The 24,105-nt window shown below is 65.6% G+C and carries 34 protein-coding genes; 32 read left to right on the forward strand and 2 right to left on the reverse strand.

Annotated features, from left to right (window positions below; translation table 11 throughout):
* The first annotated feature begins 31 nt into the window (after positions 1-31).
* From ADJ79_RS10825 to ADJ79_RS14475, 21 genes are all read left to right on the forward strand, one after another.
* Positions 32-649 carry a phage baseplate assembly protein V gene (locus ADJ79_RS10825; protein WP_050715972.1) on the forward strand — a complete coding sequence of 206 codons (618 nt, stop codon included), beginning with the start codon at positions 32-34 and terminating at the stop codon, positions 647-649.
* Positions 646-987: a GPW/gp25 family protein gene (locus ADJ79_RS10830; protein ID WP_050715973.1), complete on the forward strand. Its 342-nt coding sequence runs from the start codon at positions 646-648 to the stop codon at positions 985-987. Before ADJ79_RS10825 ends, ADJ79_RS10830 begins: the two co-directional genes overlap by 4 nt.
* On the forward strand, positions 984-1,808 hold the full coding sequence (locus ADJ79_RS10835; protein WP_050715974.1) for a baseplate J/gp47 family protein: 825 nt from the start codon (positions 984-986) through the stop codon (positions 1,806-1,808). Before ADJ79_RS10830 ends, ADJ79_RS10835 begins: the two co-directional genes overlap by 4 nt.
* The gene (locus ADJ79_RS10840) at positions 1,805-2,740 is read left to right on the forward strand and encodes a phage tail protein (protein WP_050715975.1); all 936 of its coding nucleotides are present in this window, start codon (positions 1,805-1,807) and stop codon (positions 2,738-2,740) included. Before ADJ79_RS10835 ends, ADJ79_RS10840 begins: the two co-directional genes overlap by 4 nt.
* Before the next feature lie 20 nt (positions 2,741-2,760).
* On the forward strand, positions 2,761-3,258 hold the full coding sequence (locus ADJ79_RS10845; protein WP_050715976.1) for a hypothetical protein: 498 nt from the start codon (positions 2,761-2,763) through the stop codon (positions 3,256-3,258).
* Between the two features lie 82 nt (positions 3,259-3,340).
* Positions 3,341-6,463, forward strand: coding sequence for a DUF4815 domain-containing protein (locus ADJ79_RS10850; RefSeq protein ID WP_050715977.1), 3,123 nt, complete (start codon positions 3,341-3,343; stop codon positions 6,461-6,463).
* A 13-nt stretch (positions 6,464-6,476) separates the two neighbouring features.
* Positions 6,477-7,010, forward strand: coding sequence for a hypothetical protein (locus tag ADJ79_RS10855; RefSeq protein ID WP_050715978.1), 534 nt, complete (start codon positions 6,477-6,479; stop codon positions 7,008-7,010).
* Entirely contained in the window at positions 7,007-8,023 is a 1,017-nt protein-coding gene (locus tag ADJ79_RS10860; protein WP_156304154.1) for a hypothetical protein, read from the forward strand. The genes ADJ79_RS10855 and ADJ79_RS10860 overlap by 4 nt, the downstream gene beginning before the upstream one ends.
* Positions 8,020-8,406, forward strand: coding sequence for a hypothetical protein (locus ADJ79_RS10865; protein WP_050715980.1), 387 nt, complete (start codon positions 8,020-8,022; stop codon positions 8,404-8,406). Before ADJ79_RS10860 ends, ADJ79_RS10865 begins: the two co-directional genes overlap by 4 nt.
* Positions 8,403-8,675 carry a hypothetical protein gene (locus ADJ79_RS10870; RefSeq protein WP_050715981.1) on the forward strand — a complete coding sequence of 91 codons (273 nt, stop codon included), beginning with the start codon at positions 8,403-8,405 and terminating at the stop codon, positions 8,673-8,675. The genes ADJ79_RS10865 and ADJ79_RS10870 overlap by 4 nt, the downstream gene beginning before the upstream one ends.
* 158 nt (positions 8,676-8,833) lie before the next feature.
* The gene (locus ADJ79_RS10875; protein WP_050715982.1) at positions 8,834-10,030 is read left to right on the forward strand and encodes a phage tail sheath subtilisin-like domain-containing protein; all 1,197 of its coding nucleotides are present in this window, start codon (positions 8,834-8,836) and stop codon (positions 10,028-10,030) included.
* Positions 10,031-10,048: 18 nt separating this feature from the next.
* A complete protein-coding gene (locus ADJ79_RS10880; RefSeq protein WP_050715983.1) occupies positions 10,049-10,555 on the forward strand; it encodes a phage major tail tube protein in 507 nt (168 codons plus the stop codon).
* Between the two features lie 164 nt (positions 10,556-10,719).
* Positions 10,720-11,106, forward strand: a complete 387-nt coding sequence (locus ADJ79_RS13340) for a phage tail assembly protein (protein WP_156304155.1) — start codon at positions 10,720-10,722, stop codon at positions 11,104-11,106.
* A gap of 41 nt (positions 11,107-11,147) precedes the next feature.
* A complete protein-coding gene (locus ADJ79_RS13345) occupies positions 11,148-11,279 on the forward strand; it encodes a GpE family phage tail protein (protein ID WP_371256848.1) in 132 nt (43 codons plus the stop codon).
* Positions 11,280-11,300: 21 nt separating this feature from the next.
* Entirely contained in the window at positions 11,301-11,435 is a 135-nt protein-coding gene (locus tag ADJ79_RS15590) for a hypothetical protein (protein WP_256381495.1), read from the forward strand.
* Positions 11,436-11,456: 21 nt separating this feature from the next.
* The gene (locus ADJ79_RS10890; protein ID WP_050715984.1) at positions 11,457-14,063 is read left to right on the forward strand and encodes a phage tail tape measure protein; all 2,607 of its coding nucleotides are present in this window, start codon (positions 11,457-11,459) and stop codon (positions 14,061-14,063) included.
* A gap of 1 nt (position 14,064) precedes the next feature.
* The gene (locus tag ADJ79_RS10895) at positions 14,065-14,535 is read left to right on the forward strand and encodes a phage tail protein (RefSeq protein ID WP_050715985.1); all 471 of its coding nucleotides are present in this window, start codon (positions 14,065-14,067) and stop codon (positions 14,533-14,535) included.
* Positions 14,514-15,638, forward strand: coding sequence for a contractile injection system protein, VgrG/Pvc8 family (locus tag ADJ79_RS10900; protein ID WP_253273817.1), 1,125 nt, complete (start codon positions 14,514-14,516; stop codon positions 15,636-15,638). The genes ADJ79_RS10895 and ADJ79_RS10900 overlap by 22 nt, the downstream gene beginning before the upstream one ends.
* A 387-nt stretch (positions 15,639-16,025) precedes the next feature.
* On the forward strand, positions 16,026-16,235 hold the full coding sequence (locus ADJ79_RS10905; protein ID WP_050715986.1) for a hypothetical protein: 210 nt from the start codon (positions 16,026-16,028) through the stop codon (positions 16,233-16,235).
* Positions 16,236-16,484: 249 nt separating this feature from the next.
* A complete protein-coding gene (locus ADJ79_RS10915; protein WP_050715988.1) occupies positions 16,485-16,721 on the forward strand; it encodes a hypothetical protein in 237 nt (78 codons plus the stop codon).
* A gap of 108 nt (positions 16,722-16,829) precedes the next feature.
* Complete coding sequence (locus ADJ79_RS14475; protein ID WP_156304156.1) at positions 16,830-17,123, forward strand: hypothetical protein; 294 nt, start codon at positions 16,830-16,832, stop codon at positions 17,121-17,123.
* A gap of 47 nt (positions 17,124-17,170) precedes the next feature.
* On the opposite strand, the gene ADJ79_RS10920 is transcribed toward ADJ79_RS14475, so the two are convergent.
* Complete coding sequence (locus ADJ79_RS10920; RefSeq protein WP_050715989.1) at positions 17,171-17,806, reverse strand: BRCT domain-containing protein; 636 nt, start codon at positions 17,804-17,806, stop codon at positions 17,171-17,173.
* A gap of 63 nt (positions 17,807-17,869) precedes the next feature.
* Complete coding sequence (locus tag ADJ79_RS14480; protein ID WP_172673984.1) at positions 17,870-18,745, reverse strand: hypothetical protein; 876 nt, start codon at positions 18,743-18,745, stop codon at positions 17,870-17,872.
* Between the two features lie 7 nt (positions 18,746-18,752).
* Between ADJ79_RS14480 and ADJ79_RS15720 the strand changes: the two genes are divergently transcribed.
* The 11 genes from ADJ79_RS15720 to ADJ79_RS15725 all read left to right on the forward strand — a co-directional run bounded on the left by ADJ79_RS15720 (position 18,753) and on the right by ADJ79_RS15725 (position 24,028).
* Positions 18,753-18,881 carry a ribbon-helix-helix protein, CopG family gene (locus ADJ79_RS15720; RefSeq protein ID WP_371256953.1) on the forward strand — a complete coding sequence of 43 codons (129 nt, stop codon included), beginning with the start codon at positions 18,753-18,755 and terminating at the stop codon, positions 18,879-18,881.
* Positions 18,878-19,078 carry a hypothetical protein gene (locus ADJ79_RS10930; RefSeq protein ID WP_050715991.1) on the forward strand — a complete coding sequence of 67 codons (201 nt, stop codon included), beginning with the start codon at positions 18,878-18,880 and terminating at the stop codon, positions 19,076-19,078. Before ADJ79_RS15720 ends, ADJ79_RS10930 begins: the two co-directional genes overlap by 4 nt.
* Positions 19,079-19,093: 15 nt before the next feature.
* A complete protein-coding gene (locus ADJ79_RS10935; RefSeq protein WP_082203269.1) occupies positions 19,094-19,417 on the forward strand; it encodes an ogr/Delta-like zinc finger family protein in 324 nt (107 codons plus the stop codon).
* A 111-nt stretch (positions 19,418-19,528) separates the two neighbouring features.
* Positions 19,529-19,759, forward strand: a complete 231-nt coding sequence (locus ADJ79_RS10940; protein ID WP_050715993.1) for a hypothetical protein — start codon at positions 19,529-19,531, stop codon at positions 19,757-19,759.
* Positions 19,752-19,925 carry a hypothetical protein gene (locus ADJ79_RS14490; protein ID WP_156304160.1) on the forward strand — a complete coding sequence of 58 codons (174 nt, stop codon included), beginning with the start codon at positions 19,752-19,754 and terminating at the stop codon, positions 19,923-19,925. Before ADJ79_RS10940 ends, ADJ79_RS14490 begins: the two co-directional genes overlap by 8 nt.
* Positions 19,906-20,292 (forward strand): hypothetical protein, encoded by a 387-nt coding sequence (locus ADJ79_RS10945; RefSeq protein ID WP_050715994.1) that lies wholly within the window; start codon positions 19,906-19,908, stop codon positions 20,290-20,292. Before ADJ79_RS14490 ends, ADJ79_RS10945 begins: the two co-directional genes overlap by 20 nt.
* Positions 20,289-22,901, forward strand: coding sequence for a replication endonuclease (locus ADJ79_RS10950; RefSeq protein ID WP_050715995.1), 2,613 nt, complete (start codon positions 20,289-20,291; stop codon positions 22,899-22,901). Before ADJ79_RS10945 ends, ADJ79_RS10950 begins: the two co-directional genes overlap by 4 nt.
* A 12-nt stretch (positions 22,902-22,913) precedes the next feature.
* Positions 22,914-23,159, forward strand: a complete 246-nt coding sequence (locus ADJ79_RS10955; protein ID WP_156304162.1) for a hypothetical protein — start codon at positions 22,914-22,916, stop codon at positions 23,157-23,159.
* Positions 23,156-23,365 (forward strand): hypothetical protein, encoded by a 210-nt coding sequence (locus ADJ79_RS10960; RefSeq protein ID WP_050715997.1) that lies wholly within the window; start codon positions 23,156-23,158, stop codon positions 23,363-23,365. Before ADJ79_RS10955 ends, ADJ79_RS10960 begins: the two co-directional genes overlap by 4 nt.
* Positions 23,362-23,856, forward strand: coding sequence for a hypothetical protein (locus tag ADJ79_RS10965; RefSeq protein ID WP_050715998.1), 495 nt, complete (start codon positions 23,362-23,364; stop codon positions 23,854-23,856). Before ADJ79_RS10960 ends, ADJ79_RS10965 begins: the two co-directional genes overlap by 4 nt.
* Positions 23,849-24,028 (forward strand): AlpA family transcriptional regulator, encoded by a 180-nt coding sequence (locus ADJ79_RS15725; protein ID WP_050715999.1) that lies wholly within the window; start codon positions 23,849-23,851, stop codon positions 24,026-24,028. Before ADJ79_RS10965 ends, ADJ79_RS15725 begins: the two co-directional genes overlap by 8 nt.
* Positions 24,029-24,105: the final 77 nt, after the last annotated feature.

The raw sequence follows: 24,105 nt of genomic DNA on the forward strand, positions 1-24,105 counted from the left end.
TCGCTGGCATTTGCCCGCCGGCGCGGGCAACATGCCCGCCGTCATGCTGCCCGACGAATACAACCCCGAAACCGACCCCCAGGAAGCGGCCCGCGCGCAAGGCGCCATGCTGCGCACGGGCACCATTGCCGCCGTCAGCCATGCGCGCGCGCGGGTGCGTTTCCGCTCAGGCGGCTTGCTCACTGACTGGCTGCCGTGGATAGAGCGGCGCGCGGGCGGCAAAAAAGGCGGCACCAGCTGGTGGCCGCCCGTGGCCGGCGAACAGGGCCTGCTGCTGGCGCCGGGGGGCGATCTCACGCGCGCGGTGGTGCTGCCCGGCATCTTTTCCACAGCCATGCCCGCCAGCGAGCGCAGCGCCCGCGTGGCCCGTGAAGATTGGAGCGAGGGCGACTTCTGGGAGTGGCGCCAAAAAGATGAGGGCGGCGCGCTGCACGTGCAAACCGGCGCCAGCATCTCGCTGGCCGTGGGCGATGCGCTGCTGCGCATCACGCCCCGCGAAATCCACCTGAGCGCCGGCGGCGCCACGCTCACGCTGGGCGGCGGCGTGGTGACGGCCAGCCGCGACGTGATCGCCGGCGGCATCAGCCTGACGCGGCATGTACACGGCGGCGTCAAGCCCGGCCCCAGCACCACCGGGAGGCCGCAATGAACCGCCACACAGGCCAGGCCCTCACCGGCGCGGCGCACTTGCGCCAGTCGGTGGCCGACATCATCACCACGCCCATAGGCAGCCGCGTCATGCGCCGCACGTATGGCAGTCTGGTTCCGGCCCTGCTGGATCAGCCGCTCAACAAAACGCTGCAAATGCGCGTGGCCGCTGCGGCGGCCAGCGCACTCATGCGCTGGGAGCCGCGCCTGCTGGTGCGCAAAATCCGACTTGAATACATGCAGCCGGGCGGCCATGCCCGCCTGCACATCGAAGCGAGCGTGCGCGAGCTGGGGGCCAGGGGGCGGCCCATCGAGATTGATATGGAGGTGGCGCCATGAGCCATCTTGACCGCCCCGCCGTAGTCGAAAGCCTGAGCTTCGAGGCCATCCTGGCCAGCATCAAGGCCGACATCGTGCGCCTGCTGCCGCAAGCGGCCAGCGTGATAGAGCTGGACAGCGAGCCGCTGAACATCCTGGCCCAGGCGTTTGCCTACCGCGAGCTGCTGTACCGAGCGCGCGTGAACGACGCCGCGCAGGCCCAGTACATCGAGACGGCCACGGGCAGCGACCTGGATCACAAAGCCGACTTTTACGGCCTGGCCCGCCTGGCCGGCGAAAGCGATGAGCGCCTGCGCGAGCGGCTGCGCCTGCACATCGCGGCCCTGGCCGGCAACGGCACGCGCCAGGCGTATGAGGCGCGCGCGCTGGCCGCGCATCCGGGCGTGCGGCAGGCCGCCGCCAGCGCCCACCCCACGCTGCCCGGCGCCGTTACCGTGATGCTGTGGCCTGCACGCGGGCATGACCCGCAAGCCGTGCGCGACGCCGTGCAGCGCGCGCTCGAGAGCGACCCGGCGCGCATCATGGGCGTGCCCGTGCAGGTGGCGCTGGCGCGCGCCGTGCCGCTGCGCGTGCGCGCGCAGGTAGAGCGCGCCGAGGGCGCCCCTGCCGACTTGCTGGATCGCCTGCGCGAGCGGCTGCAAGCGGCGCTGCAAAGCTGGCCGCTGGGGCGCAGCCTGCCGCGTTCCTGGGTGAGCGCCCAGCTGTATGCGCCGGGCGTGGCCGCCGTCACATTCCCCAGCGCCGCCGAGCCGCCCGAGCTGCTGGCCATCCGGCCCGGCGAGTACGCCGACTTGCAGGCCGTGGAGCTGGCCGAGGCATGAGCCGCGCGCATATCCTGCCGCCCAACGCCAGCGCGCTGATGCGCGCCGTGGACAAGGCCACGCCCCAGTGGGACGCGCTGGCCGGCGCGCTGCGCGGGCCGCTGTGGGGGCACCCGCAGCAGCTGGCGCCCTGGCTGGCCGCCGAGTGGGCCTTGTCGCCGCTGGCGCGCTACTTTGCCGACACTGCCGCGCTCATTGCCGCCGGCCAGCCCTGGCTGCTGGAGCGGGGCACGCAGCGCGCCGTGCACCGCGCGCTGGGCTGGATCGGCTTTGGCAGCGCGCGCTGCGTAGAGGACGGCCCTTACTTGCACATCCGTTTCGAGCGCGAGCCGCTGCCGCAGCAGCTGCCGGCCATCGTGCATTTGGTGACCGCCAGCGTGCCGGCGCACGTGCGTTTTTGGCGCATTTTTGGCGGCGATGACCCGCGCGTGCTGCGGCTGGATCATGGCCCCGCGCTGGATGCCGGCGTGCTCGACAACGACGGCGGCGTGTGGCTGCCAACCGACCCGCCCATCCTGGGTCACTTTGTGCAGCGCCACGCCGGCCAGGCGCCGGCATTCGTGCCCGGCCAGCCGCTGGCCGTGCACACGCACGCCCGGCTGGGCCGCCACATTCACGATGACAGCCTGACGCTGGACAGCTGGCGGCTGGATTCACGCATCCTGATTGACGCTTTTGGCGGCATAGGCCAGCTGGCCAGCCGCACCTGCGCCGCGCCGCCGCGCTTGCAGCCGCTGGGCAGCGCCGCGCAGGCGCACCACACCCGGCGCGCCAGCGCGACGGCCGCCGCCGGCCAGCCGCTGGACGCACGCCAGAGCCGCCGCGCGCTGGCCGCGCCTTCGCTGCTGCCCGCGCCGCGCTGCTGGTGCGGGCCGTGGCGCGGCGCCTGGCGGCCCCAGGGCGTGGCCGGGCGGCACACGCAACACCCGTAAATACATGGAGAGAAACACACATGAGCACTTTGCAAGATGCCGGCCGGCTGGCGCTGGCCGAATCCGTAGTGGCACAGAGCCTGTACCTGGCCTGGGGCCGGGGGCGCCCCGCGTGGGACGGCACGCCCGAGCCGGAGCCGTCGGACGCCACGGCGCTAGTTGATGAGGTGGGCCGCCGGCTGGCTACGCACGTGGGCTACTGCAAGCCGGTGAGCGACCCGGCGCTGCCCGCCGAAATCGAGCTGCCGGGCAATGCCCGCTACACCGCCAGCGCCCAGCCCACACCCTGGGTGTATGTGCGCGTGGTGTTTGACTTTGCCGAGGCCGACGGTGAAACGCTGCGTGAATTCGGGCTGTTTATCGGCAGCCAGCCCAAGGCGGGCCTGCCCGCCGGGCAGCGCTATTTCACGCCGGCGCAGATCGAAAAGCAGGGCCGCCTGTATCTGATTGACCGCGTGCAGGCTTTTACGCGCAGCGGCCACGTGCGCAACACCGTTGAATACGTGCTGCCTTTCTGACGGCGCTCACAAATCAATAGCAACAAACCCCCGCGCAGCAAGGCCCGGCGGCCTTTTGCAGCGCAAAACATGAGGCAAAAACATGAGCGACATCTACAACCGGCACGATGAGAGCAAGCGCTACAGCCGCCACCTGTTCCGGGCCGACCGCGTGCTGCAAAGCGCGGAACTCAACGAGGTACAAAGCAACATTTTTGGCCGCGTCAAAAGCATTGGCGACGTGCTGTTCAAAGAGGGCGGCGTGGTGCGCGGCGCCATCATCAAAGTCGATGCCGCCACGGGGCAAACACTGTGTGAAAGCGGCGCCGTGTATCTGGACGGCGCCGTGCGCGGCGTGCCCAGCGGCAGCATCACCATCCCCACGGTGGGCACGGTGCAGGTGGGCGTGTACGTCACGCGCCACCAGGTCAGCGAGATGGAAGACCCCGGCTTGCTCAACCCCGCCGTGGGCACGCGCGGCTACCGTGAGCCGGGCGCGCTGCGCGAGCGCCTGGACACCGCCTGGGGCTGGAAAAACGCCGCCACCGGCGACGGGCAAGAAGGGGACTTTTTTGCAATCTGGACAGTGGAAGACGGATGGGTGCGCCCCCGCGAGACGCCGCCCAATCTGGATGCCGTCACGCAGGCGCTGGCGCGCTATGACCGCGACTCTGCCGGCGGCACTTACGTGGTGAGCGGCCTGCGCGTGGCAAGAATGGATGACCTGGCCACCGGCGAGCAGGTGTTCAGCCTGGCACAGGGAGCGGCGCGCATCAACGGGCACGCCGTGGAGCTGCCCACCATGCGGCGCGTGGTGTATGCCGCGCGGCCCGATTTGCGGCGTGTGGACTCAGAGCCGCACACCAGCACCACCGAGGCGGCGCAGCGCGTCAATGTGGACACGCCGCCGATGGTGGGCGAGCCGCAGGTGCGCATCGTGGCGCGCAAGACGGTACAGGTCACGCACGGCGGCCACGCCGGGGCGGCTGACCCGCTGCCGGATGCGAGCGTGCTCAAAATCGAGAGCGTCAAGCAAGGCGGCGCCACGTTTGCCAGCCCTGCGGACTACTCTCTTTCAGCCGGCCAGGTGGATTGGGGCGCCGGCGGCGCCGAACCCACGCCCGGCAGCACCTACGAAGTGACCTACCAATACCTGCTGGTAGCCCAGCCAACGGGCGTAGATGCAAAAGGCTTTACGGTGACGGGCGCGCTGGCCGGGCAGCTGATTACCGTCACTTACGACCACGCCCTGCGCCGCATTGACCGCCTGTGCATGAGCGCCAGCGGCGACATTGCATGGGTCAAAGGCATACCGGCCATTTGGCAGCCGGTGGCGCCCGAAGTGCCCGACGGCATGCTGGCGCTGGCCAGCGTGCATCAGTTTTGGGACGGCGCAGACGGGCAAACGCGCGTGGCGCAAGACGGCGTGCGCGTGGTGCCGATGCAGCAGCTGGCCGACTACGCCGAGCAACTGGCCCGCTTGCGCACAGACCAGGCCGAAATCCGGCTGGCCGTGGACATTGCGGGACGCTATGGCGGCGTGCGCAAAGGCTTGTTTGCCGACCCGTTGATGGACAGCAGCATGCGCGACGCCGGCCAGCCGCAAACGGCGGCCATCACGGCCAGCGCCTTGCGGCTGCCGATGCAAATCAACGTGCATGACGTGGGCAAAACCATCAGCCAGACCCAGGCGCCCGCCTGGCGCGACGCGGCAGAGGTGAGCCAGCCCGAGCGCACGGGGCAAATGCTGGTCAATCCCTACAGAGCCTTTGACTTGCTGCCGCGCGCCGTGCGCCTGACGCCGGCCATCGACCGCTGGACACAGATTGACACCCAGTGGGCCGACCCGCTCACCCAGCGCGTGCAGGCCAGCCGCTGGCGCGTGGCGCAAGAGGAAAAACTGCTGAGCGAGACCACGCAAAAGATCGAAAAGCTGCGCGCCACGCGCGTGAGTTTCGAGCTGGATTTCGGCCCCGGCGAGGGGCTGCAAAGCGCCACCTTTGGCGGCCTGTCGCTCACGTGCGAGCCGCCGCCGGGCGGCACGCTCACGGCGGACGCGCAAGGCGTACTGCGCGGCGCGTTCACCGTGCCCGACACCTTGCCAGCGGGCACGCACCGGGTGGAGTTTCGCGGCACGGGCGGCAGCTTTGGCGATGCCGATTTCACCGGCCAGGGCGAGCTGGTGACGCGCCGCCAGCAGATCGTGCGCTACCAGCGCTATGACCCGCTGGCGCAAACGTTTACGGTCACGCGCGAGCGGCAATGCGTGGGCGTGCGCCTGTGGTTTACGGCCAAGGGCGCCCACGGCGTGCTGGTGCAGCTGCGCGAGGCCGAAAACGGCTACCCGACGCAGAGGGTTCTGGCCGAAACGCACGTCAAGGCAGGCGACATCACGCTGGGCCAGTGGCAGGCCGTGTACTGGGCGGCCACGGCTTTGCAGGCCAGCCGCGAATATGCGCTGGTGATCCTTTGCGATGACGCCGAAACCGCGCTGGCCATAGCCGAATTGGGCAAATTTGATGCAGACAAAAAACGCTGGGTCACGGCGCAGCCGTATCAAGTGGGCGTGCTGCTGTCCAGCAGCAACGCCAGCACCTGGACGGCTCACCAGGACGCTGATTTGACGTTCGAGCTGCTGGCCGCCGACTACACGGAAAACACGCGCCTGATTGAGCTGGGCGAAGCCGATGTGCTGGATGCCACCGACCTGATGGTGCAAGCCGTGATGACGCAGCCGGCGGTGGGCGCGCAAGGCGTGTTCATCCTGACCCCCGAAGGCAAAGAGCCGCTGCGCGCCGCGCCGGGGCAGGTGGTGAGCCTGGCCGAGCGGTATTCGGGCAAAGTGAAAGTGCAGGCCGAGCTGACCGCCGCAGACGGGCTGGCCGCGCTGATGGAGCCGGGCATCCAACTGGTGGCCGGCAGCTTGCAGGCGCAGGGCACGTACATCAGCCCCATGATCGGCGCGGGCGGCAGCGTGCGCGTGAGGGTGGTGCTGGAGGCGCTGCTGCCTGCCGGCAGCGCCGTCACGGTGCACGCGCAGGCCCAGGGCAGCAGTGACTGGACGGAGGTGCCGTATCTGCAAAGCAGCCCGCAAACGGCGGGGGTACTGGAAATCACGTATGAGCTGCCCAGCTTTGCGGCCCAGGCGCTGCGCCTGCGTCTGACGCTGGCAGGCAGCCACAAGGCCCGGCCCGAGGTGCGCAACCTGCGCGCCGTCACGCTGTAAAAGGAGCCGGGGCATGAGAGACGACCGCACCGCCCAAAACAGCCTGCCGCTGCCGCACCCCGACAACGACCTGGGCGACGATGTGCTGCGCCTGCGCGCGGCGCTGCAAGGCATCGACACGCTGCTGGCCGCCGCGCAAGCGGCGCTGCTGGAAAAAAGCGACACCGCCGACGTGCAGCGCCTGGCGCAAAGCATGGCCAGCGCCAACCAGGCCCTGCAAGAGCGGGTAGAGGCCCTGACCGCGCAAAAAGTGGGCCGCGTCAATGGCAAGACCGGCCCCGAGGTGCAGCTGGCGCCGGCTGATTTGGCCCTGGTGCCCAACCGCCCCACCGACGGCGCAGCCAGCGCAGCGCTCACGCGCGACGCGCAAGGCCGCATCACGCGCGTGGCGTTTGTGCTGCAAGGCCAGGCGGGCAGTAGCACGCTGAGCTACGGCGCGCAAGGCATTGAGCGCGTGCAAACCGAGTGGGGCGGCCAGGCCGCCAGCGTGACATTCACCCGCGACGGCACCGGGCGCGTCACAAAAATCGAAAGGACACAAGCATGATGGAGCTGACGGCGGCCACGCTGGCCGCAACCGAGGTGCTGGCCGCGCGCGTGGCGCGCAGCCTGTTTGCGCGCCGCACCCTCATTTACGTGGCCAGCAGCAGGCAGGTGACAGCGCCCGCCGACGGCGTGCTGGTGATCCGCGTGCTAGGCGCCGGCGGCAGCGGCGCGACGGCAGCGTGGTACGCGCAGCAAAAAGAGACGGACAGGCACGGCGCAACCGGCGGCAGCGCGGGCACGGTGGGCATGCGCTGCGTGCCGGTCAAAAAAGGCGATGTATTCACGGCGGCACTGGGCGCGGGCGGCGAAAGCGTGATCACGCAAGGCTCGCCCGGCCGGGACGGCGGCGCGACCACGATCACCGGCCCCGGCGTGAACATCAACGTGCCCGGCGCCAGCGGAGGCATCACGGGCGCGCAGGCCGGGCAGCAAAACGCGCCCACCCCCGCCCCGCAGGGGCTGGACTGGCACCTGTCCAGCGCGCGCAACACGCTCAAAAATGGCCGCGCCACCGGCGGCGCGGCGGCGGGCATCCTGGCCGGCGGCGCCAGCCACGCCGCGCAATCCGAAAACGGCGCCGGCGTAGGCAATGGCGGCTCCGACATACAAATTGGCACGGCAGGCGCGCTGCCGGGACGGACGATGCTGGGCGAACTGGTAAACAACCCCCGCGCAATGCGCCCAGCAGACAACAGCTATTGCCTGCTGCTGGCCCCCACCGACGGCGCCGATTACTACAACGGGGACAAGGACAGCAACTATCGGAACAAGAACATGGGAGGCGGTAATGGCGGGCATAAAGATAGCAATGCAAACAGCACGGCATTTGACGGCGGCTTTGGCGCCGGCGGCGGCGCTGCGTATGAGCGCTGCGGCATCGCAGGCGCAGGCGGCACCGGCGGCGGCGGCGGCGCGGTGTGCGCGAACGTGACTTACGGTCAGCTAGGCGCATACAAAAGCGGCAAAGGCGGTGATGCGTTTGCGGTGTTTGAGTTTTTGGAGGCGCAACCGTGAACACGTTTGAAGTGCTGGATGATGCGGGCCGCGTGATCAATCGCATTGTGGCCTGCGAGGCGTTTATGCAGCAGGCATACCCTGGGCGCTGGCGGCGCGTGGCCGAGGTGTTGCAGCCCGCGCCGGCGGCGCCCGTGCCGCAGCGCGTGACGCGCGCGCAAGGCAAGGCGGCCCTCTACAAAGCGGGGCTGCTGGCGCAGGTGGAGGCATTTGTCGAAGGCCTGCCCGAAGGCGAAGACAAGGCTTTTGCGCAGTTCGCCCTGAGCGACTGCAACAACTGGGAGCGCGGCAGCGCGTTTTTGAACGCGGCGGCAAAGCAGCTGGGGCTGACGCAGGAGCGGCTGGACGAGCTTTTCCGCACGGCGGCGGGCATTGCGCTATGAGCCGGCTCAAAAATGTGCTGATTGCGCTGGATCAGCTGCTCAATGCGCTGGCCAACGGCGCGCCGGATGAGACGCTATCGAGCCGCGCGCACCGCGCACGCGCCGCCTGCAAACCCGGCTGGCGCTGGGTGGCCGGCTGCATTGACGCGCTGTTTTTCTGGCAGGCGCAGCACTGCTACGAGAGCTGGCGAGCCGAGGTCAGGCGCCGCCACCTGCCGCGCGAAATGTGGGCCGAAATGCCCGATGACGGCCCGCCGCCCGGAAAATAGCCCGGAAAATGCGCCGGCAAAATGGCATTCAAAATACCGGCGCTATTAAAACAATAGCTAAAAAGTAGCGCACGCCCTTACAAGCGCCCCGGCTTTTCAAATGGCGCGGGGCATGGCCCAATTGCCGCCATTGATTTCAAAAACGCAAAGGCAGGCGAATGAGCACTTTTCATCACGGCGTATCTGTGACCGAGACGCTGGACGGCCAGCAGGTAATCCGCACAAAAAGCCCGTCAGTTATCGGACTGATTGCCACGGCTGATGATGCCGATAATGATTATTTCCCGCTCAATGTGCCCAAGCTGGTGACCAAAATCAGCGACGCACAGGGCAAGGCGGGCACGAAAGGCACGTTGTCAAAAGCCTTGCGCGATATTGCCGATCAGGTCAAGCCCGTCATGGTCATCGTGCGCGTGCCCGAAGGCGCAGGCGCCAGCGAAACCGAAAAAGCCGCCGATCAACTGGCAAAAACCATAGGCACGAATACGGCGGGCGCTTATACGGGCGCTTATGCCCTGCTGGGCGCCGAAACCATAACGGGCGTCAAACCGAAAATCATAGGTGCGCCGTATCTGGATGTGCCCGAAGCGGCCAAAGTGCTGGTCAGTATTGCCAAAAAGCTGCACGGCGTGGCCTATATCGAGAGCCATAAAAGCAGCGTTTCGGAAGCCATTGCCGACGCAGGCGGTTATGGTGACCGCGAATGCATGATCATTTACGGGCGCTTTACCCGGTTTGACGTGGACAAAAAGCGCACGGATGAAATCTCGCCCATTGGCTGCGCGCTGGGCCTGCGCGCGCGAATTGACGCCGAAATGGGGTGGCACAAAACATTATCCAATGTGCCCGTATCGGGCGTGACGGGCGTCTCACAATCCAAAACCGTGCATTTTGATTTGGTGGATGCCAATACGGATGCCAATTTGCTCAACGAAGCCAAAGTATCCTGCCTGATTCACAAGCAGGGTTTTAGGTTTTGGGGCAACCGCACCACGGCTACCGACGATCAATACATGTTCGAGAGCTACACGCGCACGGCCCAGGTGCTGCGTGAGAGCATCGCAGAGGCGCACTTTGCCTATATAGACCGGCCCCTGACGCCTTCGCTGGCGCGCGACATTATCGAAAACATCGCGGCCTATGGGCGTGATCTGGTGGCGAATAACCGGCTTTTAGGCTTCAAGGTGTGGTATTCGGAAGATTTGAATGAAACCGCCCAGCTGAAAGCCGGGAAGCTGACCATCAATTACGAATACACGCCTGTGCCGCCGCTGGAACATTTACATCTGGTGCAGAGCTTTACCGACAAATATCTGGCCGAATTCGCAACGCGCGTGGCATCCGCCGGCGTTTGATTTTGAAAGGACTGGAAAATGGGACTGCCGCGCAAACTCAAAGCAATGGCTATTTTCGTGGATGGTGTGCATTACGCGGGTGAATGCACAGAAGCCACGCCGCCCACGCTGGAAAGGGAAACTGAAGACTACCGCGCGGGCGGCATGAATGGCCCCGTGAAAATCGACATGGGCGGCAAGGAAATGATCCTGACGCTCAAAATGGCCGGGCATGTGGCCGCGCTCATTGCCAAATACGGCGGCGCATTATCCGGGACGCTGCTGCGGCTGGCGCAGGCCGTGCAGGCCGACGATTCGGAGCGCGTGGAAGGCGTGGAAATCGTTTGCCGGGGAAGGCTGGTGAAATTTGACCCCGGCAAGGCCAAAACGGGGGATATGACCGAGCATGAATATGAATTTGCCTTGTCTTATCTGAAATGGGTGGACAATGGCAATACGCTGGTTGAAATTGATTATCTGAACATGATTGAAGTGGTGGGCGGCGTGGACAGGGTGGCGCAAACACGCGCCGTGCTGGGCATTTGAAAAGCATTTGGAAAACAGGCTTTGACGCCGAAGGCGGTTGCCGGTCATCCGCCGCTCCCGAAAAACCGGCTTTTTTCCCTTCGTGGCAGGCGGTTTCCGGTCATCCGCCACTCCGCAAAACCGGCTTTTTTTTGAAACGCATCAAATCATTTGGGAAAACGGAAATGCAAAGCGGCATCACGCAAGAAAACACCGAAAACAAGGATGAAGCGCAGGCGCTGGCGCAAAGGCTGGATAGCGCCGTGCAAAGCGGCCCCGAGGTGGCCGCCGAGCACGATTTCGGCGCGCCGTTTGCCACGCGCGTGACGCTGCAAAAACCGATTGAGCGCGCCAGCCGCGAAATGGAGCCGGTGTCCCGGCTGTATTTGCGCGAACCCAAGGCGGGCGATTTGCGCGGCATCAAGCTGACCGATTTGCTGGTAATGGATGCCGCCGCCTTGCTGCCGCTGCTGGAACGTATTGCCATGCCGCGCCTGGCGCCGGCGGAGCTGCAAAAGCTGGGTTACGCGGACACATTGGCCCTTTATGCAGCGGTGAACAGTTTTTTGTAAGCAGCGGCCCGGACGGCGTGGCGCGCGGCCTGCCGGCGGATTTGCATGCCGTACTGGCCAACCTGGCCCAGGTGTGGCACTGGCCGCCGGCGGACATGTGGGACATGACGCTGCCGGAGCTGTTGCACTGGCACGCGCTGGCCGTGGAGCGCAACCCGCCGGGCGCGACATAAAAAGGCACGCTATGATGAGGCATGGGCGCTACTTTTCTGACCTTTGCACTTTGGGCCGGCCTGGCCGGCGCGGCCTTGCTGCTGCTGGTGGCGGCGCTGTCGCTTGCGGCGGGGCCTTACGTGCTGGCGCTGCTGTACTGGCTAGAGCGCAAATAGACGCTGCGTGCGGAGGCTGCTATGGCCTCTGATCTGAGCCTCAAAGTCCTTTTAGAGGTAAAGGACAAGGCGCTGGGGCCGCTCAAATCCATCGCAAAAGGCTCCGACCAACTAGCAAAAGGGCTGGATGCCACGCAGCAGCGGCTGCGCCAGCTGGGCCAGCAAAACGCGGCAATTGAGGCTTTCCAGAGGCTCAAAGGCCAGGCGCAGGCCACAGGCGGGCAATTGAGCGCCATGCGCGCCCGCCTGGCCGAACTCAAGGGCGCGCTGCCCGCCGCCGGGGCGCAATACAAAGCGTATGCGGGCGAGATCAAGGCGGGCGAAAAGGCGCTGGCCCGGCTGCAAGCGCGCCAGCAAAGCCAGCTCAGCCAGCTGCGGCGCACGCGCGAGCAACTCCAAAGCCTGGGCGTGGACAACATCGCGCGCCAGCAGCAGCGCATGGGCGCCGAGGTGCGCCAGGCCACAGCCGCGCTGCGGGCGCAAGAGACGGCGCTCAAAAAGCTGGAAAAGGCGCGCCAGGATCACACCAAGAGCTTGCATGTGGCCGCCGTGGCGGGCAGCATGGGCGCGGGCGCCGTGGTGGGCGGCAAGGCGCTGGTGCGTGCATCCGTGGCGCCGCTGCATCAATACATGGCGCACGAGGACGCCATGCTGGGCATCGCCCGCCAGGTGCCGGGCGCGCGCGATGAGATGGGGCGCCTGACCGATGTGTACCGGCAGGCCGAAAAAGAGGTGCGAGAGCTGTCGGAAACCATCCCGCTGACCACGGTGGAGATCGCCAACATGACCACGGCGGCGGCGCGGATGGAAGTGCCGACCGAACACCTGAAAGAGCAGGTCAAGCTGGCGGCGGAGATGGCGATTGCCTTTGACGCCGTGCCCGACGAAATCGCCGAGAGCATGGGCAAGGTGGCGAAAAACTTTCGCATTCCCGTGACCGACATCCGGGGGCTGGCGGACACCATCAACTATCTTGACGACAACGCGATCAGCAAGGGCAGCGACATCATTGACTACCTCAACCGCACCAGCGGCGTGGTCTCGACGGTGGCCATGAGCAGCAAGCAGGCCGCCGCGCTGGGGAGCACGTTGCTGACGCTGGGCGAGCGCACCGATACGGCCAGCACGGCCACGAATGCCATCATCCAGACTTTTGCCGCCGCCGAAAAAGGCAAAAAGGGGTTCCGCGCCGCGATCAAGGAGCTGGGGCTGGGCGCAACGGACATCCAGCAGGGCATGCAGCGCGACGCAATGGGGACGCTACTGCGCGTGTTTGACGCCATACAAAAGCTGCCAGAGGACAAGCGCATTGGCGTGATGGTGGACTTGGTGCAAAAAGAGCACAGCGACACGCTGGCCAAGCTGGTGAGCAAGCCCGATGAGCTGCGCCGCCAGCTGGATCTGGCCGGCTCAGCCGAGGCCAGCGGGTCGATGGCCCGCGAGGCGCAGGCGCGCTACAGCACAACATCTGCGCAGATGCAGCTGCTGGAAAACCAGCTTTTCAACCTGCGCGCGGTGGCTGGGCAGGCGCTGGCGCCTGCGCTGGCCGAGCTGCTGGCGGTGGTGACGCCGGTCATCAAAGCCGTGACGCAGTGGATGCAGGACAACCCGGTGCTGACCAAGCGCCTGATGATGGCCGCTGTAGCCGTGGGGGCGCTGATGACCGTGCTGGGCGCGCTGGCCGCCGCGCTGGCGGTGGCCGCCGTCAATGCATATGCCCTGCGGGCCGTGTTTGCATTGCTGGCCGCCAAAAACGCCGCCGCCGCTGCACAGATGGGCGCCACAGCCGCCAGGGCGGGCCTGCTGGCGCGCGCCGCTGCCGGGCTGAAAAGCGCCTGGGGCGCGGTGGTGCAAATGGGCGGCTTTGCCCTGCAAAAAACCATTGTGGGCCTGCGCCTGCTGGGCGGGCAGCTCATGCAGGCGGGGGCCTGGCTGCTGCGGTTTGGCGGCGTGGCCGCACGGGCTTTCATGGTGGTGGGCCGCGCGGCGCTGGCGCTCATGGCCTCACCCATTGGCATTGCCTTTGGCCTGATGGCTGCGGCTGTTTACATGTGGGTGACGCGCTGGCAAGACATAAAGGGCGGGGCGCTGCTGCTGTGGCAGGACATCAAGCAGGCTTTTCTGGACGGTCTGGCCTGGCTGCAAGCGCTGCCGCAAAAAATGTGGGAGGCGGGCAGCAACATCATTGGCGGGGTGATTGGCGGCATCCGCGCCAAGCTGGGCGAGCTGAAAAGCTCCATCGTCAGTGTGGCCGACAGCGCGCGCGGCTGGTTTGCCGAAAAGCTCAAGATCAACAGCCCCAGCCGCGTATTTATGCGGCTGGGCGGCTGGGTGAGCGAGGGCGCGGCGCTGGGCATCCAGGGCAAGGCCGCGCTGGTGGCCCGTGCGGCGGCGGCAATGGCGGCCATGCCCGCAATGGCCGCCGCGCCTGCAATGGCCGGCGGCGTGCCGGCGCTGGCGGCCAGGGCGCCCGCCGCAGCGGCGCAGGCCGCGCCGGCGATCAACATCACCATTCACGCTGCGCCGGGGCAGGATGCCCAGGCCATTGCCCAGGCCGTGAGCCGCGAGCTTGACCGGCGCGAGCGTGAGCGGGCGGCGCGCGCTTACTCACGCATAGGGGACATTTGAGATGCTGATGCAGCTTGGGCAATTTACGTTTGGGCTGCCCACGCTGGCGTTTGCAGAGATGCAGCGCCAGCTGGAATGGCGCCACGCCGACAATGCGCGCGTGGGCGCGCTGCCGGGCGTGCAGTACCTGGGGCCGCAGTCGGAAAAAATCACGCTGACGGGCTGCGCCGTGCCCGAGATTGGCGACCGGCGCGCGCTGGACACGCTGCGCAAAATGGCCGACGCTGGCGCGGCCTACGTGCTGCAAGACGGAACAGGGCAGGTTTACGGGGCTTACGTGATTGAGAGCCTGCAACAAACCGGCTCGCACTTTGTGGCCGAGGGCGTGCCGCGCAAAGTGGCTTTTACGCTGGCGCTCAAGCAGACGGCGGATGCCGCACAAGTGGATCCAGCCGGCGGGGCGGATGACAATGCATCAACCGGCCAGGGGGAATTTGACGGCTGGGACTGGTGGCTGGGGGGCTGGGTGTGAGCGAGAGCGCGCAAGCCGCCGCCCGCGAGCAAGAGGCGCAGCGCGGGCACAACGCGCCCGCTTACGTGCTGAGCATAGGCGGGCGCGACATTTCGCCGCGCATTGCGGCCCTGCTGATGCGGCTGACGCTGACGGAAAAACGCGGCGACGCCGCCGATCAGTTGGAAATCGAGCTGGATGACTCAAGCGGGCGTATCAACATTCCGCCGGCGGGCGAAAAGCTGGCGCTGCGCCTGGGCTGGCAGGGCAGCCCGCTCATGGACAAAGGCGAATTTGTCGTGGATGAGGTGGAGCACCGGGGCGCGCCGGATGTGCTGACCATCCGCGCGCGGTCGGCCGACATGCGTAGCGCCCTGCGCGAGCGGCGCGAGGCGAGCTATCACAAAACGACGCTGGGCCAGATCGTGCAGCGCGTGGCACAGCGCCACGGCCTGCGCGCGCGCGTGGCGCCGCCGCTGGCGGGCGTGCAGGTGGCGCACATCGACCAGACGCATGAGAGCGACCTCAACTTTCTGACGCGCCTGGGCCGTCGCTGGGATGCGGTGGCTACTATCAAAAAGGGCACTTTGATTTTTCAGGGCATCAACGCGCGCGCCACGGCCACGGGCGCGCAGCTGGGCGAAGTGCTGATTGAGCGCCGCCAGGGCGACGACCACCGATGGCACCGCGCCGAGCGGGGCGTGTACACGGGCGTCAAAGCCGAGTGGCAGGACAACGCACGGGCACGCAAGCGCGCTGCCGTGGCCGGGCAAAAGGGAAAAGTCAAAAAGCTGCGCGACATTTACGGCAGCGAGCAGGCCGCGATGGAGGCGGCGCAGGCGGAGATGCAGCGCATAGAGCGCGGCGGCGCCACGCTAGAGATCAACCTAGCATTTGCACGCCCCGACATTGCCCCGCAAAGCGCGGCGCAAGTGCGCGGATTTGGCAAGCGCGAGATTGACGGGCAGCAATGGCTGGTCAAAAGCTGCACGCACACGCTGGACGCGGCCCAGGGCTTTACCACGCGGCTAGAGCTGGAGACCCTGGGCACAAACAGCGGTGCCGGCGCAGACGATGCCGCCGGCGATGACGGCGGGCTGGGCGCCGATGATGTGGGCGAGTGACGGCAGCCAGGGCCGCCATGCGCTACAATGCGCAACGCACCGCAAGGTGTTTCAGCCGCGCGAAGCTTGCGGCTGTGTGTTGAAACAAACGAACCGGCAACGGTGAACTGGATCGCATCCAGAAAAATGGCCCCTCACGGGGCCATTTTTTTGCCCTGGCCCCGATGGGCGGCGGACGCACCAACCGCCGAAAAGCCTTTGCGCGCGGGGCTTTGCTGCTATTAATACGATAGCGAGCGGCAAAAAGGCAACGGCAAAGACCATACGAATAAGTCGGAAATAAAAAAAGATTTGACTACCGCCCGATAGTCATACACAATACAGCCATGTTGATTGCAGTGATCAACACCGACGCCAGGCGGCACCTGGCACTCTCAGGAGAAAACCATGAACATCACCAGCGCCGAAAAAGCACGAGAAATCGCCCGTCAATTTGAAGAAATCAAAGCACGTGGCGGGCATGCAGCCATTGACTTTTGCAACGGCGAACTCGTGCTGCAATGCACCCGCCCGGACTGGCAGCGGCCTGAAACCTGGGGCCGTGGCGCGGCCCCGCAAACGATGGATGCGCGCTGGGTGCGCCTGACGGTTTGCTGATGACGGGAAAGCATTACCGATGGCATCGCGCCTGGCGGCGTGATGCCGCCAGTCCCACCCGCCTGCTGCATGACAGCGGGCTGGTGGTGGAGTACGACCGTGAGCTGGGCTGCTGGGCAGCCACAGAAGAATCATGCGGGGCGTGGGCCGCGTGGGAATGCGCGCGCGGCGTGCCGCTGCATGACCTGACGGCGCGCTTAACGCGCCTGTGCAAAGAGGCAGCCTTGTTTGCGGCCTGGGAGAAAAGACATGCGAAAAATTAACAGGGAAAAACAAGCCCAATGGACGCGCGCCAACGAGCGCAAGCGCATAGCGAAAGGCGCGCGCTATCTGCCCGGCGGGCTGATGACGCCCGCCGCCGCCGATGCGCTGGATGCGCTCGTGGCCGCTGGGGCGGCCAGCAAGACAGCGGCCATCAATGAGGCGCTCGTAGAGGCCGTCGCCCGGCGCGGGCTGGGCAAGCATGAACACTTTGAAACAAAATAACATGATGAGCGCTTGACTACCGGGCGTTAGTCGTGCACAATACAGCTATGTTGATCGGGGTGATCAACACCGACGCCAGGCGGCATCTGGCACTCTTAGGAGAAAATCATGGAATGGAATCCACAAAGGCCGCACACCGCTTTCGAGCTGTTCAATACGTATTACGATTACGGAAATGACAGCCTTCCAGAAAATGCAGATGAAATCATGTCAGCCGCGTTTTCGGATTGGGGTATGCGTCTGCCGAGAGAAGTTGCCGATGAAATAATGAACAAAATAGCGGCACTGAATGAGGCAAACGAGAAAAACGGAGAGGGAGAAAACAACTTCTACCATTTGTTTGAAACGCCGCTTTCAAACATGGAGATCAAAAAAGAGTGGTATCTGTATCCCGGTGAATAAGTAGATGAAACGCAAAGCCGCCAGCCTTTAATGGGCTGGCGGTTTTTTTATGCCTGCGCATCAGGCAAGGCCGGTAAAGCGGCGCGCCAGGTGGGTTCAGCCAGGATCAGGATGCGGTGGCCTTTTTCTTTGAGCTTCATGGCGGCATCAATTTTTGCGCCATAGCTGGCCTGTTTCCATGAGGCAGTCGCGCCAGCGGCGCCAATGACAAGATAATCAGTGTCTTGCGTGACGCGATCGGTGCAGGCTGCGCCTGCGGCTTTGGTGGCCGCCGTGCACTGGCCGCGCGAGCCGAACAGGAATTTGCCAGTCAGGCAAAAGGTTTTGCCGTCAAAGTGCACGGGGCCATCATCTGCGGGAAAGGCCGCCGTGGTTTCAGCGCTGGCGCAACCGGTTTCGGCAAACTGCGCGCCGCTGGCCGATTGCAGCTTTTCAAGCAGCCAAGCGCGTTCTTCTTCAGTCACATGCCCGTCAGCCAGCACGGCGTCAAGATGCTGCGAGACGGCGCGGCCCAGCCAGTGATCGGAGGCCACGCGCTCACCAGCCAGCCAGGTGCGCAAAAACTGGATTTCCATGTCGTGCAAATGGCCGTCGGCGGTGATGCCGCCGATGAGACCCAGCAGCTGCGCGCAGGCGCGCTCCATTTGCTGGCGTTGCGCGGCTTGTGCGGCGGTTTCAGTCATTTTTACTCCTAAAAAAATAGCAAAGAAAGCAGGCGCGGCGGGCATCCAAGGCTGTTTTTGCAGTTATGCCGGCGCAGGCTGCTGGCAGTTGTTGTTCAAGATGGCCGGAGCGGCCAGCTCAAGCAGGCGCAAGGCAAGGCTGATTTCGTTGTCCAGCCCGTCACGGGACGGCAGCAGCACCAGCCGAACGGCTTGCTGCGTGGCCCGTTTTGCATTGCGCCAGGCAACAAGCAAGGCGCGCTCATCATCCGAGACAGACGGCGCAGGCGGGGGGACAAGCCGCCCACCGCTATCAGGCAAAGGACGCCAGTTGCTGGTGGGGGCAGCGATGAAGGTATCCATTTGGCCGGCGGGCTGAGCAAGCGCGCTTTCAATGCGGCGCGCCGTTTCGCCATCCATTTCACGCCCACCTTCAACAAAAGACATTAGATGCAACGGGCTAATGCCTACACGCTGAGAAAGAGGGCCATAGCCACCCGCCTGCGTAAACAGTTCATAAAGGTGGCGGCGGCGCAGTTCCGGCAACGAAGCAGCTGTATCAGAGCGGAATGCATCCAGCGGTTGATCCATCCATCCGGCAGGTTTGCCTAGCACTTGTTCGATGTGTCGTGCAGACGCTGGCGAGAGCTGCCTAGCGCTGGCGCTGGTGCTTAACCACTGGCTAATTTGCGCGGGAGAACGGTTGATCAGTTCGGCCAGTTTTGCCTGGCTGCCAGCTTCATCCGCAAGTAGGCGCAAACGGGCGCGGTAGGTGTCATGGATGGTGTTCATCATGCCGCAATTGTTTAGCTTGCGGTAAAGCAAAACAATATGCAGCATGCTTAATTTCGTCTGAAATGTGCTATAGTTAAGCATCACGCTTAACAGAAAGTCAAACATGACAGAAGAGGGAAAAGCACGAAAAGAGCGGCGAACTACTGGCCGATCGGTGTCGGTCATGGTTTACATGCCGATTGAATGCGCCAAGGCCATACAGGAGCTGGCAGACCAAGACGAGCGCAGCGTGTCCGCCTTTATTCGGCGGATGTGCATGCAACGCGTAGCGCAAAAGCAGCCCGCCGAGGCCCAGCCATGAGCGCCGTCAGCTACCGCTACGAGGCGCTGCTGGTGCCGGCCACGCTGGCCGGCGACGAAATCCGGCAGGCGCTGGAAGCCGGTTTTGTGCAGCGGCTGCGCTTTCAAGCCACCAGCGCAGGCCAGGCGCAGCGCTACGCCGCGCATCTGGCGCCCGAGGGCTGGCAGGTGGCCGAGCTGGCCCGGCTGGCTGACTGATTGGGGGCGGCGCGCATGAGCCATCACTTCCCCTGTCCGGACTGTGGGGCCGATTTGCGCATCCGCACCAGCCATCAGCTGGGCGAGACGATGCGACGGCTCACTTACCAGTGCCTGAACGTGGAGTGCGGCGCGTGCTTTGTGGCGCATGTAGAGATTGCGGCGCGCCTGAACACGCCGGCGCAGCCTTCGCAGTCGGTTCTGATTCCGTTGAGCCGCCACATCAACCGCCAGCGTCAGCGGGATGTGCTGGCGCTGTCGCCGGATGACGCGGCGTATGTGGCGCAGACGCTGCCGCCGGTCAATGGCGAGCTGTTTACCAGCGACAAGCCGCCCTGAGGCGGCCTGAAAACCGCCCGCGCGGCGCGGTTTTCCCATCACCCATTTGTTTTGTTTTTTTGCCGGCCTTTGGGCGGCAGGGGATTTTTTTGTCTGAAAAGGAGTTGCGAGATGGCAACGTTTTTTATCGAGCATGTGACCGAGGACGGGCAGGTGAGCCGCCATTTCTTCGAGGCGCCCCGCGTGAATGAGGCAGTGAGCGCCGCTTTTGACGCCCTGGGCGATGGCACGCGGCTGGTGTGCAAGCGGCTGGCGGACATGAGCCAGGCCGACCGGCTGCGCTTTGGGCTGCCCACGGATTTGCCGCGGGCCGACAAGGCCAAAGGAGCGGGGCATGTCTGATGGCAGCAAGAGGGCCGCAGGCGGCTTGCACGCCGATGTGGTGCGGCGGCTGCTGGCGCGGGCGGCGGTGTTTTTCGGGCTGGGCCTGCCGGTGCAAACGGCACCAACGCCCGCACGGCAAGGCACGCAGCAGGAAAGGGGCGCGCATGCAGGCCGTGACGTTTGATAACGCGGCGCAGGCACAGGCGCTGGCAGAGGGCTTTGCCGCGCTGTGCCAGCCGCAGCAAAAGGCGGGTGAGCGCACAGGGCCGCCGCCGGCATGGTTTGCGGCGTGGGCCGCCGGGCTGCGCCAGTCCAGCGCCGGGGGGCCGTCGGTGGATGCACGCGCAGCATGCGAGTGGGCGCAGCTGGGCGAGCCGGAGCGCGTGGTGCTGCTGGCGCTGGCCGGGCTGCGCCAGCCGGGCCAGGCTTTGAGCGAGCGCGCCCGGCGCGCGCTGGATGAGTTTCCGCCCGCCGAGCGGCAGGCGCTGGCACAGGCCGTGCGCCAGCTGCGCCGCCGCCTGGGCCGGCTGATGGCGCTGGGGCGGGGATGAGCGGCCAGGCAGGCTATCCGGCTGGATCGGGCGCCGGCGATTACGCAGGCTTTGACGCCTGGGCGCTGGAGGCGGCTTTTGATGAGCTGTATGAGCTGGATGCGCCTGCCCCGCCGGCGCCGGCGGTGGATGCGGCGGCCATTGCTGCGGCGCAGGCACAGGCGCAGCAGGAGCAAGCGCAGGCCGAGCGGCAGCGGCTGATTCGCGAGGCGGCGGCGCATGGCCGGCGCGAAAAGCGCGCGCGGCTGACGGGGCGCACGTTCACGGTGCGAGGCGACGCGGACTTTGCGCAGTGGTTTCACGGCGGCGAGCGGCCCAGCGTGGGCCGGGTGCAGGAAGCCGTGGAGCTGCTTTGCGAAGCGCTGCCGCGCCAGTGGCGGCCTGCCGTAGAGCGCATGGCCGGCGTGCCCAAAGACCCGAAAAGGCGGGCGACCTGGACGTTTTTAGACGCCTGGGCGGCGCTTGACCGGCTGGGGGCTTTTGCGAAGCAGCACGGGCAGGCCCTGCGCTGGGCGATGACTGATGAGGAGATCTGCCAAATGGCAGAGGAGCAGGCCGATAGCGTGACGCAGGCGCTGGGGCGAGTGTTTGCGCGCCACCGGGTGACCGAAGGCGCGGCGGAAAAGGCGCGCGAGAGGATGGCGCGCTGCACTGACTTTGAGGCGCAGACCAAGGGCCTGACGCCCTGGCAGGTGATGCACCGGACGGGGCGCGATGTGGAGCTGTGGCGCCGTGAGGCGGTGATGGACGAAGCGGAGAAAGAGATGGCGCGCGAGCTGATTGACCGTTTGAAAGGAGCCATGCAGGAAGCCGTAGAGTGGGTGCACAAGCACTGCGCGGGGCTGGGCTGCAAGCCGCCGAAGCTGCGCAAGCGCAATCCGTCGATGGATGAGGTGCTGGCCGCGCTGAAAAGAGCGCGGGATGTGCGCTGGTGGCGGATGCGTTTGCGCGAGACGGCGGCGCGCGTGACTGAGGCCGGCGCTATCAAGATGGGGATGGTGAGCCGCCGCACGGGCGGCTATTGCAGCGATGAGGCGCTGCGCCGCCGCCAGCAGCAGCTGCGGCGCAATGCAAACACACTGGCTACGCGCCTGTTCCAAAACGAAGCGGGGCAGATATTCACACTGGCCGAGCTGGCGGCGGCCAGCGTGGCCAACCCCGTCAATCGGGGTGGGGAGCTGATGACGCGCATCAGAGGATGTGAAGAGTGCGCAGACGCCAGCGGACATGTGGGCTTGTTTGTGACGCTGACCACGCCCAGCGCCATGCACCCCATGTTGTCCAAAGACTGGCGGGACAAGAGCGCGGAGCGCGAAGCGGAGCTGGCGCAGATGAGCGCGGGCGATGAGGCGCAGGCGCGGGCGCATGAGGTGTTTCGCGCAGTGTCCAACCCGCGCTATGACGGGCGCACGACCCCGCGTGACGCGCAGGACTGGCTGGTGCGGCAGTGGAGCCGCTGCCGGACGGCGCTGCAAAAAAAAGGCTTACAGATCTACGGCTTTCGCGTGGCGGAGCCGCACCACGATGGCACGCCGCACTGGCACATGCTGATCTGGGCGCGGGATGAGGCGCAAGCCAAGGCCGTGCAGGAAACCATTTTTGAATACTGGGTGCATAACGACAAGCAGTACGCGCAGGAAAAAGGGGCGGCCAAGAACCGCACGAATTTCAAACGGATGCTGCGCGGCGGGGCGGCGGGCTACATCGCCAAATACATTGCGAAAAGCATTGGCCACCACGCATTGAAGGAACACATCGACGAAGCGACGGGCGACCTGTTTACGGTAGAGATGGGCGGAGTGCCGGGGCACATGCGGGTGGATGCCTGGGCCAGCACGTGGCGCATCCGGCAGTTCCAACCGCTGGGGCAGCCCAGCGTGACGGTGTGGCGCGAAGTGCGCCGTGTGACGGAAGACCAAGTGCAAGAGCTGCCGTGGAACACGGATGCCAAGGCGCGGCTGGCGTGGCATGCGGCGCAAAAGATCGGTGAAAAGCAGGCGGACTGGCACGCCTTCATGCGCGCATTGGGCGGGCCGTGCCGGGCGCGCAAGGACTATGCGCTGCAAGCGGCCAAGCGCGGGGGCTTGCGCGTGACGCGTTTTGGCGAGCGCCTGCCGAACAACACGGTGGTGGGGGTGGTGACGCCTTCAGGCCGGTGGCTGATTTCGCGCCGGCTGGGCTGGCATGAGCTGCAAGCGAATGCGGGGCGCGAGGCGCAGCAGGCCATTGAGCGCGCAAAGAGGGGGGAAGCGCCGCAGGATGAGGCGCGCCGCAGGGCTTTAGCCCTGCCTTGGACTGGTTTCAATAACTGTACCGCCCGGCTCAGATTGGGGGCACCGAATGAGCTTTGGGCGGGGGTCGAAGGCCGCTGCAACGCGGAGATCGACCGGCAAAAGTGGGATGCGCTAGCGCTTTGGGCACGCGGCCAGTACCTCAAAACCCTGCAAATGACACATGCCAGCGCCGACGAAATGAGCCAGGCGCAGCTGCTGCATGGGCGTGAGCTGCTGCGCAGGCTGCATTTGACGGTGCCACAGGCCGTGGCGCACATGGAAAACGAGGGGCTGGCGCGCCGGCGCGGGCCATTCATGGAGCTGGCCGTGGCGTGAGCGGCGGGCAGCGTGTTTTTTGACGAAAAGGAGTGGGCAATGAAGCCATTGAAAACACTGAACAGCTACCCGGAAGGGTCATTGATGAACCCGGCGTTTTGCTACGTGCGAAGCGCGGAGACGGATGTGCGCAAGACGTTTGAGCGCATACGCCAGGCGCAGGCGGCGCAGCCTGCGCTGGCGCTGGGGCGCCGCGCGGGCCGGATGGGGAGCGCGAACCGGATGGAGCAAATGGATTTGCTGGGAGCGGTGGCATGAGACGCACAGAAACAGGCGAAGAGCTGCTGCTGATTGGCGTAATTGAGGGGCGGCGGATGCAGATCAGCCGGCAGACGGTGACGCGCGAAGCAAGCGAGGCCGCAGCGGCCGGCCGCAGTCTGAACGACGCGTGCCCGTATCCGTTTTGCAGTGAGGCCGGCAAGTATTTCCGCTACATCTTTGAGAGCAAAGGGGGCAAGCGATGAAAACGCGCAAGCGCAACAACAAGCCGCGCCAGCACAGGCGGCTGGTGGACACCATGCAGCTGGCGCTGATGCGCGCCACGCGGCTGACGCCGCAAGAGGTGGCGCACCAGATGGCGCCGGCGCGGGCAGCGTTTGAGGCGCTGCGGCGCGGCCAGGCCACGCATAGGCAATGGCAGGTGATGGCGGCCACGCTGACGATTGCGGCGTCGATCGAAAAACAAGGGGTTGTCAAAGGGCTGGCCGGGATGCTGTCGGAAACAGATGCCGCGCTGGATGCCATTGCCAACCGCGCAGGCAGCGCGGAAAAGTGGCGTGCGCCAGTTTTGCGCGGAGATGAGATCAGGCTGCTGGGCGAGTTTTTGCACGTGCATGAGTTCCAGCTTGCGCAGCTTAGCTACCGGGAGTACCGGCAAGCCTGCGCGCAGGCGGTGGCGCGGGTGCGGTGCAGCGGCGGGGTAGCCATTGACTTGCGGGAGGATGACTATGCGTGAGGCGGATGCTTTTTGCACGACAAAGCAGCTTTGCGAGCGCTTAAAGGTAACGCGCAGCACACTGTGGCGCTGGCAGCAGCAACGCCAGTTTCCGGCGCCTAAAAAGCTGGGGCTGCGCGCGGCGCGCTACCGGGTGGCGGATGTGGATGCCTGGCTGGCGCGGCAGGGGTGATTTCGCCCATTTGCAGCTATTAAATTCATAGCATCAAAGTCCCGTAAATAAAGGCTTTGCGGGGGGTGGGCCGCCGC

It is taken from the genome of Ottowia sp. oral taxon 894, assembly GCF_001262075.1.
GTDB classification, from domain to species: Bacteria; Pseudomonadota; Gammaproteobacteria; order Burkholderiales; family Burkholderiaceae_C; genus Ottowia; species Ottowia massiliensis.